The sequence below is a fragment of the Nostoc sp. CCY 9925 genome (assembly GCF_963920935.1).
Classification (GTDB): domain Bacteria; phylum Cyanobacteriota; class Cyanobacteriia; order Cyanobacteriales; family Nostocaceae; genus Nostoc.
The window spans coordinates 1-15,307 of record NZ_CAWUDO010000035.1; the positions used below are offsets into that span (position 1 = coordinate 1).

The 15,307-nt window shown below is 41.8% G+C and carries 10 protein-coding genes; 7 read left to right on the forward strand and 3 right to left on the reverse strand.

What is annotated here, in order from left to right; all coding sequences use genetic code 11:
* Window positions 1-89: 89 nt before the first annotated feature.
* Complete coding sequence (locus ACM0OY_RS18605; RefSeq protein WP_414570331.1) at window positions 90-1,760, reverse strand: DUF3352 domain-containing protein; 1,671 nt, start codon at window positions 1,758-1,760, stop codon at window positions 90-92.
* Between the two features lie 661 nt (window positions 1,761-2,421).
* Between ACM0OY_RS18605 and ACM0OY_RS18610 the strand changes: the two genes are divergently transcribed.
* Window positions 2,422-3,459, forward strand: a complete 1,038-nt coding sequence (locus ACM0OY_RS18610; protein ID WP_414570332.1) for a methyltransferase — start codon at window positions 2,422-2,424, stop codon at window positions 3,457-3,459.
* Window positions 3,460-3,569: 110 nt separating this feature from the next.
* On the opposite strand, the gene ACM0OY_RS18615 is transcribed toward ACM0OY_RS18610, so the two are convergent.
* Both ACM0OY_RS18615 and ACM0OY_RS18620 read right to left on the reverse strand, forming a co-directional pair.
* The gene (locus ACM0OY_RS18615) at window positions 3,570-3,707 is read right to left on the reverse strand and encodes a hypothetical protein (RefSeq protein WP_414570333.1); all 138 of its coding nucleotides are present in this window, start codon (window positions 3,705-3,707) and stop codon (window positions 3,570-3,572) included.
* 427 nt (window positions 3,708-4,134) lie between these two features.
* Window positions 4,135-4,272 carry a hypothetical protein gene (locus tag ACM0OY_RS18620; protein WP_414570334.1) on the reverse strand — a complete coding sequence of 46 codons (138 nt, stop codon included), beginning with the start codon at window positions 4,270-4,272 and terminating at the stop codon, window positions 4,135-4,137.
* 2 nt (window positions 4,273-4,274) lie between these two features.
* Here ACM0OY_RS18620 and ACM0OY_RS18625 point away from each other — a divergent pair, with 2 nt between their 5' ends.
* The 6 genes from ACM0OY_RS18625 to ACM0OY_RS18650 all read left to right on the forward strand — a co-directional run bounded on the left by ACM0OY_RS18625 (window position 4,275) and on the right by ACM0OY_RS18650 (window position 15,264).
* A complete protein-coding gene (locus ACM0OY_RS18625; protein ID WP_414570335.1) occupies window positions 4,275-6,917 on the forward strand; it encodes a M1 family aminopeptidase in 2,643 nt (880 codons plus the stop codon).
* A gap of 755 nt (window positions 6,918-7,672) precedes the next feature.
* Window positions 7,673-8,884: a glycosyltransferase gene (locus tag ACM0OY_RS18630; protein WP_414570336.1), complete on the forward strand. Its 1,212-nt coding sequence runs from the start codon at window positions 7,673-7,675 to the stop codon at window positions 8,882-8,884.
* 138 nt (window positions 8,885-9,022) lie between these two features.
* Window positions 9,023-10,243, forward strand: a complete 1,221-nt coding sequence (locus ACM0OY_RS18635) for a glycosyltransferase family 4 protein (RefSeq protein WP_414570337.1) — start codon at window positions 9,023-9,025, stop codon at window positions 10,241-10,243.
* Between the two features lie 76 nt (window positions 10,244-10,319).
* Window positions 10,320-12,467 carry a GumC family protein gene (locus ACM0OY_RS18640; protein ID WP_414570338.1) on the forward strand — a complete coding sequence of 716 codons (2,148 nt, stop codon included), beginning with the start codon at window positions 10,320-10,322 and terminating at the stop codon, window positions 12,465-12,467.
* 170 nt (window positions 12,468-12,637) lie between these two features.
* Window positions 12,638-14,044: an O-antigen ligase family protein gene (locus tag ACM0OY_RS18645; RefSeq protein ID WP_414570396.1), complete on the forward strand. Its 1,407-nt coding sequence runs from the start codon at window positions 12,638-12,640 to the stop codon at window positions 14,042-14,044.
* Window positions 14,045-14,073: 29 nt separating this feature from the next.
* A complete protein-coding gene (locus ACM0OY_RS18650) occupies window positions 14,074-15,264 on the forward strand; it encodes a glycosyltransferase (protein ID WP_414570339.1) in 1,191 nt (396 codons plus the stop codon).
* The last annotated feature ends 43 nt before the right edge of the window (window positions 15,265-15,307 follow it).

Sequence of the window (15,307 nt, forward strand, 5' to 3'; positions counted from 1 at the left end):
AAGTTCCTTTTGATTTGCGTTCTCTCATATCGCTTTTAGTCTAAACTCCAGTTCTTATTCCCCGTGTCCCCGCGTCCTCTTCCAATGCCCTATTTCGCAGGCTTAAGAGCTAACAGCATCTCTAATTCACTGGTGGATTTATCGGGGCTGGTTGCGGTGATACCAAAACCACGAATAGAACTCAGGATGGTATTGGCTTCAGCAGAGATGAGACTATTAATTACGGGCAAAGTTTTAGTTTTGTCCATATCTAAGTAGAAATATCCACTGTTGGGTTTTTGTAAAGAACCAGTAACGGCTTTGAAAGCTTCACTCTTATCAAGAGATTCACTCTTGCGATTGGCGATCGCCTCAGCAACGGGGCCCCCAACAGCTACAAATACAGTGTCTTGGTCTAACCAACCATGTGCTAGTAAAGCTCCTTGTTGGGGGATTTGCCATTCAGTTACGTCTTTACCACCGATATTTCTATTAGCGATGTTGATTTGTTGGGTTTTGGCGAGGGTATCCAATTTTGTTAACGTGGCTTCGGCAGTTTTGCGATCGCTGGTATCAAATACTAAAGCACCTCCAAAACCAACACTCGCTAACACTCCTTGATTTGATGGTATGGCAGCTAAGGCGAATTCCCCGTTCATCCAACCAAAAACATCCTTATCTAAGTCAATATTGACAAATTTCAGTTGTCCGCGCACTTGTTCAAGGGCTTGCTTCAATTCTGGAGAATCTTTTGACTGTTCTACTACTGTTTCCCAACCACGACTGATGCCGTTTCCGCTCACCAAAGCAAAGGTATCAGTGGGAAATTGCCCGACTATATTCCCAGGAGTTGATTGATATTGATATTTGATCAGTTGAGGATCTAAATTAGCGATCGCTTTGACTCGCACTCCTGCATCATCAACACCAACACCTGCCACCACAGATTTCACCTGCTTTAGTTGTGCCAAGGTTTGCGGGGGTAACTGGGTTGCCTGGGGGCTTGCTGCTGCTAATTGCTGTACCATACCTGCATAGTCTGGTACATAAATCTGGGCAAGGCTGTTTTTGACATCCACTCCTTTGAGAATAGTGCTTACACCTTCTTTATTGGCAAAGGAGGACTGTCCTTTAAATGTGTCAATTGCTTTTTCTACAGCTTGTTTTTCGGGGGCTAATACTAAGTGACTATTATCTAAAACAACGCTATAAGTAGGTTTGCCATTTTCTGTAGTTTCAATAATTTTTTGGCCTTGATAGTCGGATTCCTGGAATTTAACGCCTTTTTGTGACTTCAATTTGTTAGCAAAATTCAAGGCACTGATTTTGTCTTTGATTCCCACTACCAACAAGATATTTGGTTCTGGCTGTACATTTGTGGGTGGAGTACGTGTACCAGGGGGCAAATTCAGCTGTACGGGTTTCACAGGATTTGGTGGTAGCAGAGCAATCATCACACCACCAGCCCAAGGCTTGATGTCTTTTTCATAAGAAATGTTATTGTCACTGAACATTTCCTTATTCAAATCTTCCAGACTTTTGGCCACTAACTTTTGTGCTTCTGGGGTGCCAAACTGCCGTAGCTTTTCCCAGGCTTGAGGGTCAGTAGTAATATAGGTAGCCATCATCGCTGTTGAAGGTACTACTTTGGCGCTGCCCAGAGCATCTGAGCTACCCCCTGATGGGCCGCCTTTTAAATACGTATAAGCCGCAATACTTCCTACTATAATTACGGCGGCACCAACAGCAGGAATGAGAAACTTTGATTTACTTTCAGGCATTATTGTTATCTATCCTCTTTTGCTGAGATTGTTACCGAGATTTATACAAGTGTCATTGTAGAGTTTTCGGATTTATTGATAATTTCGCTCATCCATTGCTACTGGAGTTTAGACTAACGCATGAAAAAAGGATTCAGCAGCGCCTTCTTTGATAAGCTGTACGCCTGAAAATCTCAAAACTGTTGTTGATTGGCTGTACAAGTAATATTTTTTTATTTATATACCAAATTATACGTAAGACTGATTTATTAGTAGTCCACCCAGTAGGCGGAGTTTGCTTTATAACAAGGGACTAGTGACTGGGGACTGGGTGAAAAATCTTTTGATGTCTAAGTTTTCTCCTCTGTTAATGTCCTAACCACCTTGGCTGTTGCTTTAACAGCAGGTGTTCAAATATTTTAATTTATTTACAAATATTTGTGTAAGTTTATGTTCTTTAACAGATTAACTTGTAATTACAGAATTACAAGCTAATAAAGTTTTATCAATGTCATATTATTAATAGAAATTATGAATGTCTTCCTACAAAAAAATTATTAAAAATTACTTATCTGTCTTAACTGTCCTTATATCAAATGAACCTTCTAGTTGCTGAAAATTGTTGCTTTTGACATGCATGATTTAATAGGATATAAATTGCCAAAATTCTCAGCTAAATGTCATGTCCGAATCAACAAAAACGCAACTTGCAAGTGATTTTTGCCCAGAAATAGTGTTACTACAAATGAGATATGGCAGTTGGATCTTCCAGTCCATCTATGCAGCCGCCAAGCTAGGGATAGCCGATTTGTTAAAGGATGGTTCTAGGAGTTCTGAGGATTTGGCAAGTGTAACTTCAACTCACGAGGGTTCACTCTACCGACTTTTACGAGCACTTGCGAGTATGGGAGTTTTTGCAGAAACAGAACCCAGTTTTTTTACGCTCACACCACTGGGAAATTATTTACGGAGTGATGTCCCTGACTCCCTAAAGGCGAGAGTAATTATGAATGGTGAGGAACAGTATCGAGCTTGGGGTGAAATAATGTACAGCATACAAACTGGTAAGAGTGCTTTTGAGCATTTGTATGGGATGAATCTTTTGGATTACTATGCTCAAAATCCAGAAGCCGGAAAAAACTTTAACCAGGCCATGACTAGTAGTTCAATCCTTCAAAACCCAGGGATAGTTTTAGATTACGACTTTTCTGATGTCCAAACTTTGGTAGATGTTGGTGGCGGACATGGGAAGTTATTAACCGACATCCTCAAAGCCTATCCCAAAATGAAGGGAATTTTATTTGACCAACCGGAGGCGATTAAAGGAGCAAAATCACTCATTGAACAAGCCGGAATTTTAGACCGCTGTCAACTAATAGCAGGTAACTTTTTTGAATCTGTGCCAGCAGGAGGGGATGCTTATATACTCAAATATGTTATTCATGATTGGGATGATGAAAGAGCGATCGCTATTCTTAAGTGTTGTTATCAGGCAATGCCAGAGCATGGAAAACTTTTACTTGTAGAGCAAGTCATTCCATCAGCAAATCAAGCCTCTTTTAGCAAGATGCTTGACCTAGAGATGTTAGTGCTTTGTCCCGGTGGGTGCGAACGTACAGAAGCTGAGTATCGCATCCTCATGGAGAAGTCAAAATTCCAGTTCATCAAGATTGTTCCTACCCAGTCTTCTCTAAGCGTGATTGAAGCACTAAAGGTTTAATTAAACATCAGCCAGACTCTCACCACTCTGGCTGATGTTTAAAACTGAATATGAAGTTATGCATTAGTCGCATATTACTCAATCAAAGAGCCGGAGGCTGTGAAGTAGATCTAGCAAAATTTTGAGTAATTCAAGGTGACAATGCAAGAATTAGCGATCGCTTTAAAATTAACACAAGTTAACTTGAGTTGCAGATTGAGGATATTTGACGGAAAATAGCGATCGCCAAAGTTAGATTTTAGTGACAAAAAGCTTTATTCTCAAGAATCTTCTCATTGAGCGTGTCATAGTTTGAGCCGTAATTCCAGTTGCTCGATGTGAAGCAATCCTGTATTTAGTCTTAACTCCAGTCGGTATTTACTGATAAAATTAGTAATCCTACAAATTAGCGGTCTAAAATTACTCTCAAAAATACTTCAACTAGATGAGGAGCGAATCTGCAAATGATATCCTGTTCATCTCCAACAAAATAGCCCAATTAACACCGACAAGCTATCCTAAGTTATAAGAATAATGAGGAGTATTTGTACTTAATGAAAATTTATCGAGGTGCAAGAGACTCTTGACTTGATGACAAAAAAGTGCAAAACATCAAGAAAAGTGAATGCGGAGGCAATATGGACAAAAGTCCAAGGATCGGTAGGCGACATAAAGGAAATTCGGCTGAGATTTATTTTAATCGCCGAATCCCGAAAGGCAGTCGTCACGCCGATATTGCCCTATTGATTTGGGAAAAACATTTACTACACCGCTATTTTGCTTAACAACATCCAGCCAAGCCAGACTTTTCAGGATTACAAGGTCAGTAAGCATCAATGTCGCAGTCTTATTTTGATACAGATAATAATGGACACAAACCTTTTGAGTTACCAGGAGCAAGACCCCACTACAGCCCCGACCGTCCTGGGCAAGTAGAGCATATTTTTCTAGATTTGAGCTTAGATATTCCTGGACAAAGCTGTCAGGGCAGTTGTAGCATTCGCCTATTGCCAATTCGTAATGGCATTGACCGTTTGACTTTGGATGCTGTCAACCTAAATATCGAGTCTGTGCAAGTAGACGAGGTGTCACAAAATTTTGACTACGATGGCGAACAGCTTGCGATTCAACTTTCTCAAGGCACTGAGATTGGTAAATGCTTGCTGATTGCGATCGCCTATTCGGTGACTAAACCACAACGCGGTATTTACTTTATTCAACCAGACAAGCATTACCCAAACAAGCCTACTCAAGTCTGGACTCAAGGAGAAGACGAAGACTCTCGTTTTTGGTTCCCCTGCTTTGATTATCCAGGACAACTTTCGACTTCGGAAATTCGGGTTCGTGTCCCCAACCCTCTAGTGGCGATTTCCAACGGCGAACTAATTAGCACCACAGAAGATGGTGATTACAAAATCTACCACTGGTCACAACAACAAGTTCATCCTAATTACTTGATGACTTTGGCAGTAGGTGATTTTGCGGAAATCCGCGATGAATGGAAGGGAAAGCCAGTCACCTACTACGTAGAAAAGGGACGGGAGGAAGATGCTAAACGCAGCATGGGCAAAACTCCTCGGATGATCGAATTTTTGAGCCAAAAGTATGGCTACCCCTATGCTTTTCCCAAATACGCCCAAGTTTGTGTCGATGACTTTATCTTTGGGGGAATGGAAAACACTTCCACAACCCTGTTAACAGATAAATGCTTGCTGGATGAACGGGCGGCCTTAGATAATCGCAATACTGAGGGTTTGGTCGTCCACGAACTCGCGCACCAATGGTTTGGCGATCTGGTGGTAATTAAGCATTGGTCTCATGCTTGGATTAAGGAAGGGATGGCTTCTTACTCTGAGGTGATGTGGACAGAACATGAATATAGTCTCCAAGAAGCAGCTTACTATCGTTTATTAGAGGCTCGTCGCTACCTCAGTGAAGATAGCAGCCGCTACCGCAGACCGATGGTCACACATGTTTACCGGGAACCGATTGAACTTTTCGATCGCCACATCTACGAAAAAGGATCTTGTGTCTATCACATGATTCGTGCCCAATTGGGAGATGATTTGTTTTGGCAGGCAATCCAAATATTTATCCAAGATAATGCCCACAAAACTGTAGAAACAATAGACTTACTCAGAGCAATTGAAAAAGCAACTGGACGTAATCTTTTGTTCCTCTTCGACCAGTATGTTTATCGTGGTGGTCATCCCGAATTTAACATAGCTTACTCTTGGGATGGAGATGCTAATTTGGCAAAAATTACAGTCACTCAAACCCAAGCAGCTGAAGGTAAAAAAGCCAGTAAAGATTTGTTTGATTTAAAAATTCCTATTGGTTTTGGCTATACCCAACAACAAGAAATGAGGAGTGAGGAGTTAGGAGTTAAAAATAATTCCAAACTCCAAACTCCTAACTCACAACTGAAAACTTTCACAGTGCGCGTGAATGAACGCGAACAAAGTTTCTACTTTCCCCTAGAAAATAAACCCCAATATATCAGTTTTGATGTTGGGAATAATTATCTAAAAACAGTATCTTTGGAGTATGCGCTACCAGAATTAAAAGCGCAGTTAGAATTCGATCCCGACCCAATTTCGCGCATCTATGCAGCAGAAGCTTTAGCAAAAAAAGGTGGGTTAGAAGCAACCAAAGCACTGTCTTTGGCATTAAAAAATGACCCATTTTGGGGTGTGCGCCTGCAAGTGGCGAAACAACTAACACAAATTAATTTAGACCAAGCATTTGATGGCTTAGTTGTGGGTTTGAAAGATCGAGACCCTTACGTGCGGCGTGCTGTAGTGGAAGCACTTACTCAAATCAAAACCAACGAAAGCTATAAGGCTGTCAAAGATCTGCTACAGAAAGGCGATCCCAGCTACTATGTTGAAGCCGCAGCCTGTCGTGCGGTGGGAGCGATCGCTTCTGCTAACTTGGAAGAAAAGCCCAAGGAAGACAAGGTATTAAAGCTGCTGAAATCCGTTTTAGAAGAAAAGGCGGGTTGGAATGAAGTCGTGCGGAGTGGTGCAGTTGCGGGTTTAGCTGAATTCAAAACCTCCCAAGCAGCTTTAAATCTGCTGATAGAATACACGAAACTTGGTATACCACAACCTTTGCGTTTAGCTGCAATTCGCGCTTTAGGACAGATTTCTGTTGGTCAAACTCCGGTTAATTTGGAACGGATTTTAGAAAGATTAACAGAACTAGCCAAAGAAACCTTCTTTTTAACGCAAGTGTCGGTAGCCACAGCATTAGGACAAATGGAAACATCCAAAGCAATTGGAATTTTGCGATCGCTAGCTGACCAAACATCTGATGGGCGTGTGCGTCGCTATGCTGAAGAAGAAATTTCCAAGGTGCAAAATAATATTGGTTCCGAAAAAACACTGCGCCAATTACGTGAGGAATTCGACCAACTCAAACAACAAAATCAGGAATTGAGAAGCCGTTTAGAAAACTTGGAGGCTAAATCTAAGTAGTATCAGATGGTAACAAAAAAAGTCTAATTAGCAGTAGCTATTTGGTAATTCGTAATGTTTTTAGAAAAATTATTAATTACCGAATAGCTAATACCATTTGGGATTTGAGATTTTAGATTAATCGTATCTGTAGGCATTCCCTACTTTTTTTTTCAAGCTCAACACTAATGTAACAAATAACACAATTACAGCAGGAAAATATTCCTTTCCCAGCCCCAAGTCCCCAGTCCCTATTTTCAAGATAATCTGGCTGCAAAATTTTATTTCATAGTTATTATTGATACAATTTTATTTTCCAATTAAAGTATCTACCTTTAGGAATACAACAAATTGAAGAGGTAATAAAGTTCTGATGTAGATACAACAAAGATTACCTCTGTCTTTGTTGAACGTGAGTTTAACGAATCAAAGCTGAAAGGTTTATTTAGAAATAATTCCTAAATTCAAAATGCACATCTAGTGTCAATTGAGATATTATATTGAGAAAATTCTCGATAAATTAGCTTTTTTGGCTGTAAAACGTGCGATATCTGACTACAAGCCCTTTTCGTCAACCCCAACGGGGAACATAGTCGATTGGGTTAAGCCGAACCTCTTGGAAATTTAGATGTTTGACGACGTTCAAGCATCTGTGGGGATCAGCTAACAAAGGTTATTGTACAAAGGTTTGAGAGCTATTTTGCTACTCTAATTCACATTATTGAATGTGGAAATATATCTGAGTGTTTACATGTAAGTTATGTTGGGTTGACTTCATGCGTAAACCAGTTCTGACAATTTTTTATCAATTTAATCCTTGGAACAGCAGTATTGGAGGAATTCAGACGTTAATCAAAATTTTTATTAAATATGCACCCAGAGAATTTGAGGTGCGGCTTGTAGGAACAGGAGATGATAAATTTCAGCCTAATCAAAAATGGCAAGCAGCAGAAATCGCAGATAGAGAAATTAGTTTTTTACCTTTGTTTTCCTTGAAAAATGATAATGTCAGAAGCCTGATTCCCACCACACTCAAGTATACGGCTGCCCTTTTAGGACGTTCTTTGTCTTCAGATTTTATGCACTTTCATCGGCTAGAACCAAGCTTAGCAGCTTGGAATTGGCAGGGAGAAAAAACTTTGTTTATCCATAATGATATTCACACACAGATGCAAGCTGTCGGTGAAAAAAAGGCGATTCTGTGGCGAAGATTTCCTGCTGCGTATTTTGCTTTGGAAAGTTTACTAGTTCGCCAATTTAGTCAAATTCTTTCATGCAATTCTGATGCAACTCAATTTTATCAACAGCGCTATCCTGACTTGCAAAATCGCGTTGCATACATCAAAAATTCCTTTGATGGGGAAATTTTTTATCCTTTAAGTCATTTACAACGGCAAGCTTCTCGGCGCGAACTAGCTATCAAGTTGAGTTTGAATGAAGAAACACGTTTTATTTTATTTGCGGGTCGTTTGCATCCGCAAAAAGATCCGCTCCTGTTAGTCCGTGGGTTCGCGGCTCTAAATCAACCACAGACTCATTTACTGATAGTAGGTGATGGAGAGTTAGCAACAGAAATACATAGGGAAATTGCTCGCTTGGGATTATCTGGTCGGGTGACAATGTTCGGGGCAATTGGTATAGAGGAACTGGCAAACTTACATCGGATATGCGATGTTTTTGTCTTATGCAGTGCTTACGAAGGTCTACCTTTGGTAGTTTTGGAAGCACTGGCTAGTGGGACACCAGTAGTCACCACTAGATGTGGTGAAACTCCAAAATTGTTAGCTGCTGACAATGGTGTTGTTTGTCAACAACGTACACCAGAGTCTGTGGCAGATGCCTTACGCCAAGTAATACTGCATCCTGAAAATTATCCGACTACCTCCTGTGTGGCAACTGCACAACCTTATAGCGCTCGTACTGTTATCGAAGATGTCTACAGCAAAATGCTAAGTCGTTGGAAGTTAGCAGGCCATTCGGTTAGTTGATGATAGCATTTTGGATTTTGGATTGAGGATCGCCTTGGTGTATTTGGGTTTCAAAAATCCATATGTTGCAATATATTGCAATCATTTTTCAAATTGTTAGGACTTGAGCAAACATTTTTGAGAAAATAACTGATTGTCATGAAAATAGCCGTCATTGGTGTGAAAGGTTTACCTCCCAAACAAGGAGGAATTGAGCATTATTGTGCAGAAGTGTATCCTCGCATAATCGAACAAGGACATTGTGTTGATTTATTCGCTCGATCTTCTAACATCAATTATCCTTGGTTTGACCATTATGACTTTTGGGGTGTGCGAGTCATCTCTTTACCCAGTTGGGGTTTGCGTGGGGTTGATGCTTTTGTGACCTCGGCACTAGGAGCGATCGCTGCATGTGGTCAGCAATATGATATTGTTCATTTTCAGGCTTTAGGCCCATCTCTATTTAGTTGTTTACCCAGAATTGCTAATTCTACAAAGGTTGTAGTTACCTGTCACGGCTTAGACTGGCAACGCGCCAAGTGGGGTAATTTTTCTAGTCAGCTAATTCTTTTGGGCGAAAAAGCAGCTGTGCGCTTTGCCCAAGGGCTAGTTGTAGTGTCAAAAGACCTTAAATCCTACTTTCTAGAAACCTATAATCGAGAGACAGTCTACATCCCTAGCGCTCCCGCAAGCTACGGTGCCTCAGACCCCAAATTTTCCTACGCTACTTCTTTGGGTTTGACACCAGGGCGCTACATTCTGTTTTTAGGCAGACTCGTACCAGAAAAGCGTCCTGACTTGCTCATTGATGCTTTTTGTGCATTGAAACCAGCTGGATGGAAACTAGTTCTGGCTGGAGGTGTCAGCGATACTAAATCCTTCAGTGCCAAGCTATTAGAAAAGGTTGCCAATCATCGAGATATCGTATTTGCGGGTGAACTCCAAAGAACTCGTCTTTGGGAAATTGTGCGGGGGGCGGGGTTATTCGTCCTTCCTTCTGAGGTGGAGGGACTACCTTTGGCAATGTTAGAGGCGATGCAGGAAGGTATACCAGTCCTAGCAAGTAACATTCCGCCCCACCAGCAATTGATTGATGGTAATCGGGGGATGCTTTTTAGATCTGGAAACCTAGACTCTTGTATAAATTCCCTAGACTGGGCGATTAATCATCTGACTGAAATGGCGGTAATGGCTCAAAATGCACAAAGACACGTACAGCTGAACTATGGTTGGGATCGCATTACTTCTGAAACCTTAAAACTATACACAACAATTCTGAATTCGCCTGAGCCAGTAGGGGTATCGGAGCCTAGTAATTTGTCAAGGGTGATGAGTGACGCGGGGACACGGGGAGGGGGAGACAGCGGGACGCGGGGATGAGGGAAATTGCCTTAACTACTAACTCAGCATTCCCAATGGCCTATGCCCTATGCCCAATTACACAAAGGTATATGTAATGGAGAAAAGCATTTCATCCTTGGTAGTGGTTTTGAAGCGACGAAGTTGGCCGGCTTTGGCGACGTTTGTTGCTGTAATTGGTGGAGCGGTAGCTTATTTAGTTTTGGCTCCAAGTTTGTATCAAGCATCAGCACGATTGATATTGGATGATAAACGGGTGAGTGTTTCTGAGTTGGGACGTGACTTAACACAGGTAGCTGTGGGTGTACCTGGCGGCCCTAGTCCATTGGCTGAGCAAGCAGAATTAGTCAAATCAGTACCTATCTTGGAGCGATCGCTGGCTAAGGTTTTTCCTGCTTCTCCAAGGAAGTTGACAACTAAGAAATTCAGTAAAGGTTTGCGAGTCAAAATTGTCCCAGCGACGAATATCTTGGCTATCAGCTATCAAGCCCAAGACCCAATTCTCGCTGCTAAACTCGTCAATGCTGTTTCCCAAACATTGGTTGACGAAAGTGCCGAACAAATCCGCAAAGAAGCTGCAAATGTCAGGAAATTTTTGGAAACAGAGGTTCCTTTGGCCCGTCAGCGGTTGCAACAAGCAGAGGCTGTGGAAAACAAATATAAACAAGCCACTGGTCTGATCTCTTTTGCCGACCAAAGCAAAAGTTTAGTTGATAGTTTAGCCACTCTAGAAGATGAGGAGGGGACTTTAGCTATCCAACTCCAAGAAACGCGATCGCGTGATGCATCCCTACGGGAAATTACTACTACTAGAACCCTTGGCAATGCTTATGCATCCATACGGGGTGGTCAAGATGAACAACTCCAGAAGTTACGCGCTAAGTTGGCAGATTTACAAACGCAGATAGCTACTACGCGGTTACGTTTCACAGAAAACCATCCAAGTTTGATATTGCTCCTGCAACAGCAACAAGCTCTGAATGCCTTGTACAATCGGGAATTAGCTAGTCTTTCCCCTGGATCTCGAGCTATTTCTGCAAATCATGTGGCATCCGATCCTCTGAGTCAGGATCTGACTGCGGAACTGATTGGGAATGAGATTGAACGCTTGGCAGTGGAAAATAAGCTCAAAGTCGTTCAGTCTTTAAGAGCTAATCTCCAGGCTCGTTTAGCACAACTGCCAATGCAACAACAACCTCTGACTATACTTACTCGCCAACGAGAAGAAGCAGCCGCATCCTTAAACTTGTTACAAAGCAAACTCGAAGAAGCGCGGATTGCTGAGGCCCAATTAGTTGGCAATATGCGAATTATCGAAGAGGCTAAACCACCCACTTCTCCCAGCTATCCCAAACCTTATCTAGTATTGGCACTAGCTATTGTGGTGGGAAGTGTCTTAGCTGTTGGTGTGGTGTTGCTTCTAGAAGCCACCGATAATACCATACATGATACTTCCGAAACAGAGGAAATACTGACAAAAATTCCTACGTTAGGAACATTACCATCCCTACCTACCAAAGCCCTCAACCTGGAATCAGCAGAAGGATTTTTAAACGATATTGCTTTGGTCGAACCTTATCGGATGTTGCTCAAGACCCTAGAGTTTCGCAGTTCTAAAAAATTGCGGAGTATTGTGATTACTAGTACTAAATCTGGGGAAGGGAAATCAGTAGTAGTCTCGCACTTAGCGGCTGTTTGTGCAATGTTATCTCGGCGAACTTTAATTATAGATGCCGACTTACATCGTCCGATGCAGCACAAGTTGTTTAACTTACCAGCCAAACCGGGAATTAGCGATGCGATCGCTAAACAGCGATCGTTAATAGACACTGTGCAAATTAGAGATAGTGAAAATCTTTCGGTGCTGACTTGTGGTGAACTACACCCACGCCCCTCACAGTTACTAGAGTCTAAGGCGATGAAGTCGCTAATAGCAGATGCTACAGCAAATTATGATTTTGTAATCATAGATACTCCACCGCTGAGTGTCAGCGCTGATGCAGCTACCTTAGGACGCTATACCAATGGTATTTTGCTGATTACCCGTCCCAGCTTTACCCTTAAAGATTTCCTGAAGAAAGCAGTATCAGAACTTACACAAAATCGAATACCAATTCTCGGAGTCGTAGTCAATGGGATGACAGCTCAAACTGAAAAGTCTTACCGCTATTTATCACGTCCTTTGAAACATTCAACTCCTTCAAGGGATACCGTCAATTCTGCAAACGGTTCGAGGTCGAAGTGATGATATACAGCAGAATTCAGAAGCAAAATACGCTTTCTTCGTGGCTTTGAATGGTTGTCTACTTCATCAACTTCAAATCTGCTATGTAAATCGGCTGTAAGGGCGTACACCTGTACGCCCCTACCGATATCTATATATCTGTATCAGGTATTTTGTGAAATGGTATGAAGATATTGACTAATCAACGCTCCATGATACCGAAGATTGGGCTAGCAGGTGTGGGAATTGGGGTACTCACAGCATTTGCGCCTGTTTATCTGGGGTTGGTGGTGAGCGCAATAGGGGTAGTTTTCTTGTTCTTTGCCAGATTCGAGCAAACCGTACTGGGACTGTTAATCTTGCGTAGTGCCCTCGATCCTTTCTCTGCTCAGCAAATCCCTTCTCTATTCGCCATTGGTGTGGATGTCCTAACTTTACTTTATGTCGCAGTCTCATTACTAACTGGCCGGATAGTACGTACTGATAAGTTTTGGTGGTTCTTTGTAATTTGGGTAGCTCTCCAGGGCTTAGGAGTCATACTCATACCTTTGGAAGAACAGGGGTTAGATGCTGCTGCTTTCATAGACAGCATCCGTGAGTGGGTGCGTCTTTTTTCTTGGCTGATGGTCTACTTACTGGTGATGCAACTGCAAGACCGACTACATCCGCAAAAGATTATTTCTGCATTATTTTTCGCTCTCATCTTACCCCTGACAGCAGCAACAATGCAGATGCTTGTTCCCACTTCGCTACTACCAAGCGTACTCCAAGCTACTAAAGACCCAATCTCTGGAGAGATTTCTCGAATTAATGGCACACTTGGTCTGGCTAATACCTTTGCGACTTTTTTGTTGCTGTTCATTGGTTTGACTTATTGGAAACTTAATCAGTCCCAGCGCCGTTGGCCTTGGCTAATATTGCTTGTTGTACTCGGCTTGTTCTATGTGAATACTAAAACTTTGTTTAGCTTGATGATGCTAGGTACTTTAATTTTGGTTTTGATTGCGCCAAGATTGAGCCTGATTAATCTGATTGGTGGAGCATTTTTATTTGCGCTAGTTATAGCGTTATTTGGTAGTAGCGAGTTTGGACAACAACGCCTGACTTCCTTAACTCAAACACCGTTGTTAAATCCAGATTTAGATATATCGCGGGCAATTTTGTTGTCACATGGAGACGGTAATAGTTTTAATTGGCGGCTTGCTCAGTGGTCTTTACTCATACAGGCTTGGGAGCAGTCGCCTGTTTTAGGTTATGGTCTAGCGACTAGCCGCTATTTAACTATTTACAATAACTACGCCCACAATGATTATGTCCGGGCGTTAGCAGAAGGCGGAATCCTTGGGCTTTTAGCTTTTTTATTCTTTGTTGGTATTCAAGCTACACATTTAATTGAGTTACTTGGGCGCACTTTTTCTACTAAAGCTCAGCGAGATTTGTGTCGGGTATTGTTAGCTATCCTTGCAGCTGTGGTTGTCGGCATGATTACTGAGAATATTTGGAGTCACACAACGTTCTTTTTCTATTGGTGGACTCTGTTTGCAGTTGCTACTTGGAATTGGGATCGGCCAAATCTTAATTTGGGGACTGGGGAGTAGGGATAACTCTGTATTTAAATGAACTTTTTATGATTCAGCGCTTGATTGATACTGATAATTATGCCCAGATGACAGCACGACATCAACGATCCTATCGAGTGGTTTTAGTGCATCCGAGTGCGGGAGTTAACTGGAGTGGTGGCTCTGAGATTTTTGCCATAGAACTTGCCGATCGCCTCAGCACTTACTTTGATGTGGAATTATTAGCTGGCGATCGCTGTAGTCAGTTTTACTATCCAGCTGGTGGTATCGGACGCACAAAGGCACGTCAGATTCTGAATAATTTAGCGATCGCTTCCCTTTTGAAACGTTTTTTTACCCATTCTGATATTGCCATCGAACACTTGACAAGTTTTTTACCTTGTGCATTCAGGCTACTCACACACCCTGCCGATCTAATTTTTCCCTGCAATGATTACGGAGGCTTAGCGATGGCAGCTTTTGTCCGTACTCTGATTGGTACACCAATTATTTATACCGAACATACTGGATTGTTAGGTGAAGGGCGATCGCTTGCACGTAATTTACGATTTCGTCCCGATCATCTCGTAGTTTTTTCCCAAGCTATGGCTAATTTTGCGCGAACTTTACGACCTTCTCAACCTACTACTATCATTCCTAACGGTGTAGATACCAATCGCTTTACACCACAAGGAGAACATATAGACTTGGGTTTAAACAAACCTCTAGTTTTGTGTGTAGCTTCTCTCAATCGTCACAGTCACAAGCGAGTTGAACTCGCAATCAAGGCTGTAGCTTCGTTACCAAAAGTTAGTCTTCTCATTTGTGGAGATGGCATAGATCGAGCATACTTTCAATCCTTAGGCGATCGGTTGTTGGGAAGCGATCGCTTTGCCATCAAAATCTTTCCCAGTAATCAAATGCCCAAAGTTTATCGCAGTGTAAATGCATTCACTTTACCTTCGATTAATGAACCATGTGCGCTTTCTTATTTAGAAGCAATGGCTAGTGGTTTACCAATAGTTACCACAGACGATGAAATGCGTCGCTATATGGTTGGAGATGCTGGAATTTTATGCGATGTCACAGATATAGAAAATTATGCTGCTGCTATTGCCAAAGTCTTGAGTGGAGATTGGCAGAAAAAAGCAATTATAAATGCTTCACGTTTTAGCTGGGACACTATTGCATTATCCTACCGCAATGTCATTTTACAAACAATTATTCAATCAGAGAAAATCTATCCTAAAAATGTTTAATTAGAGGAGTTAATCCAAAATATAAGATCCAAAATCGTCTGAC

What these genes read in the sequence shown, in the direction of transcription:
- ACM0OY_RS18605 (WP_414570331.1), bottom strand. Translation starts at nt 1,760, where the DNA reads ATGCCTGAAAGTAAATCAAAGTTTCTCATTCCTGCTGTTGGTGCCGCC.
- ACM0OY_RS18610 (WP_414570332.1), top strand. Translation starts at nt 2,422, where the DNA reads ATGTCCGAATCAACAAAAACGCAACTTGCAAGTGATTTTTGCCCAGAA.
- ACM0OY_RS18620 (WP_414570334.1), bottom strand. Translation starts at nt 4,272, where the DNA reads ATGCTTACTGACCTTGTAATCCTGAAAAGTCTGGCTTGGCTGGATGTT.
- ACM0OY_RS18625 (WP_414570335.1), top strand. Translation starts at nt 4,275, where the DNA reads ATGTCGCAGTCTTATTTTGATACAGATAATAATGGACACAAACCTTTT.
- ACM0OY_RS18630 (WP_414570336.1), top strand. Translation starts at nt 7,673, where the DNA reads ATGCGTAAACCAGTTCTGACAATTTTTTATCAATTTAATCCTTGGAAC.
- ACM0OY_RS18635 (WP_414570337.1), top strand. Translation starts at nt 9,023, where the DNA reads ATGAAAATAGCCGTCATTGGTGTGAAAGGTTTACCTCCCAAACAAGGA.
- ACM0OY_RS18640 (WP_414570338.1), top strand. Translation starts at nt 10,320, where the DNA reads ATGGAGAAAAGCATTTCATCCTTGGTAGTGGTTTTGAAGCGACGAAGT.
- ACM0OY_RS18650 (WP_414570339.1), top strand. Translation starts at nt 14,074, where the DNA reads ATGATTCAGCGCTTGATTGATACTGATAATTATGCCCAGATGACAGCA.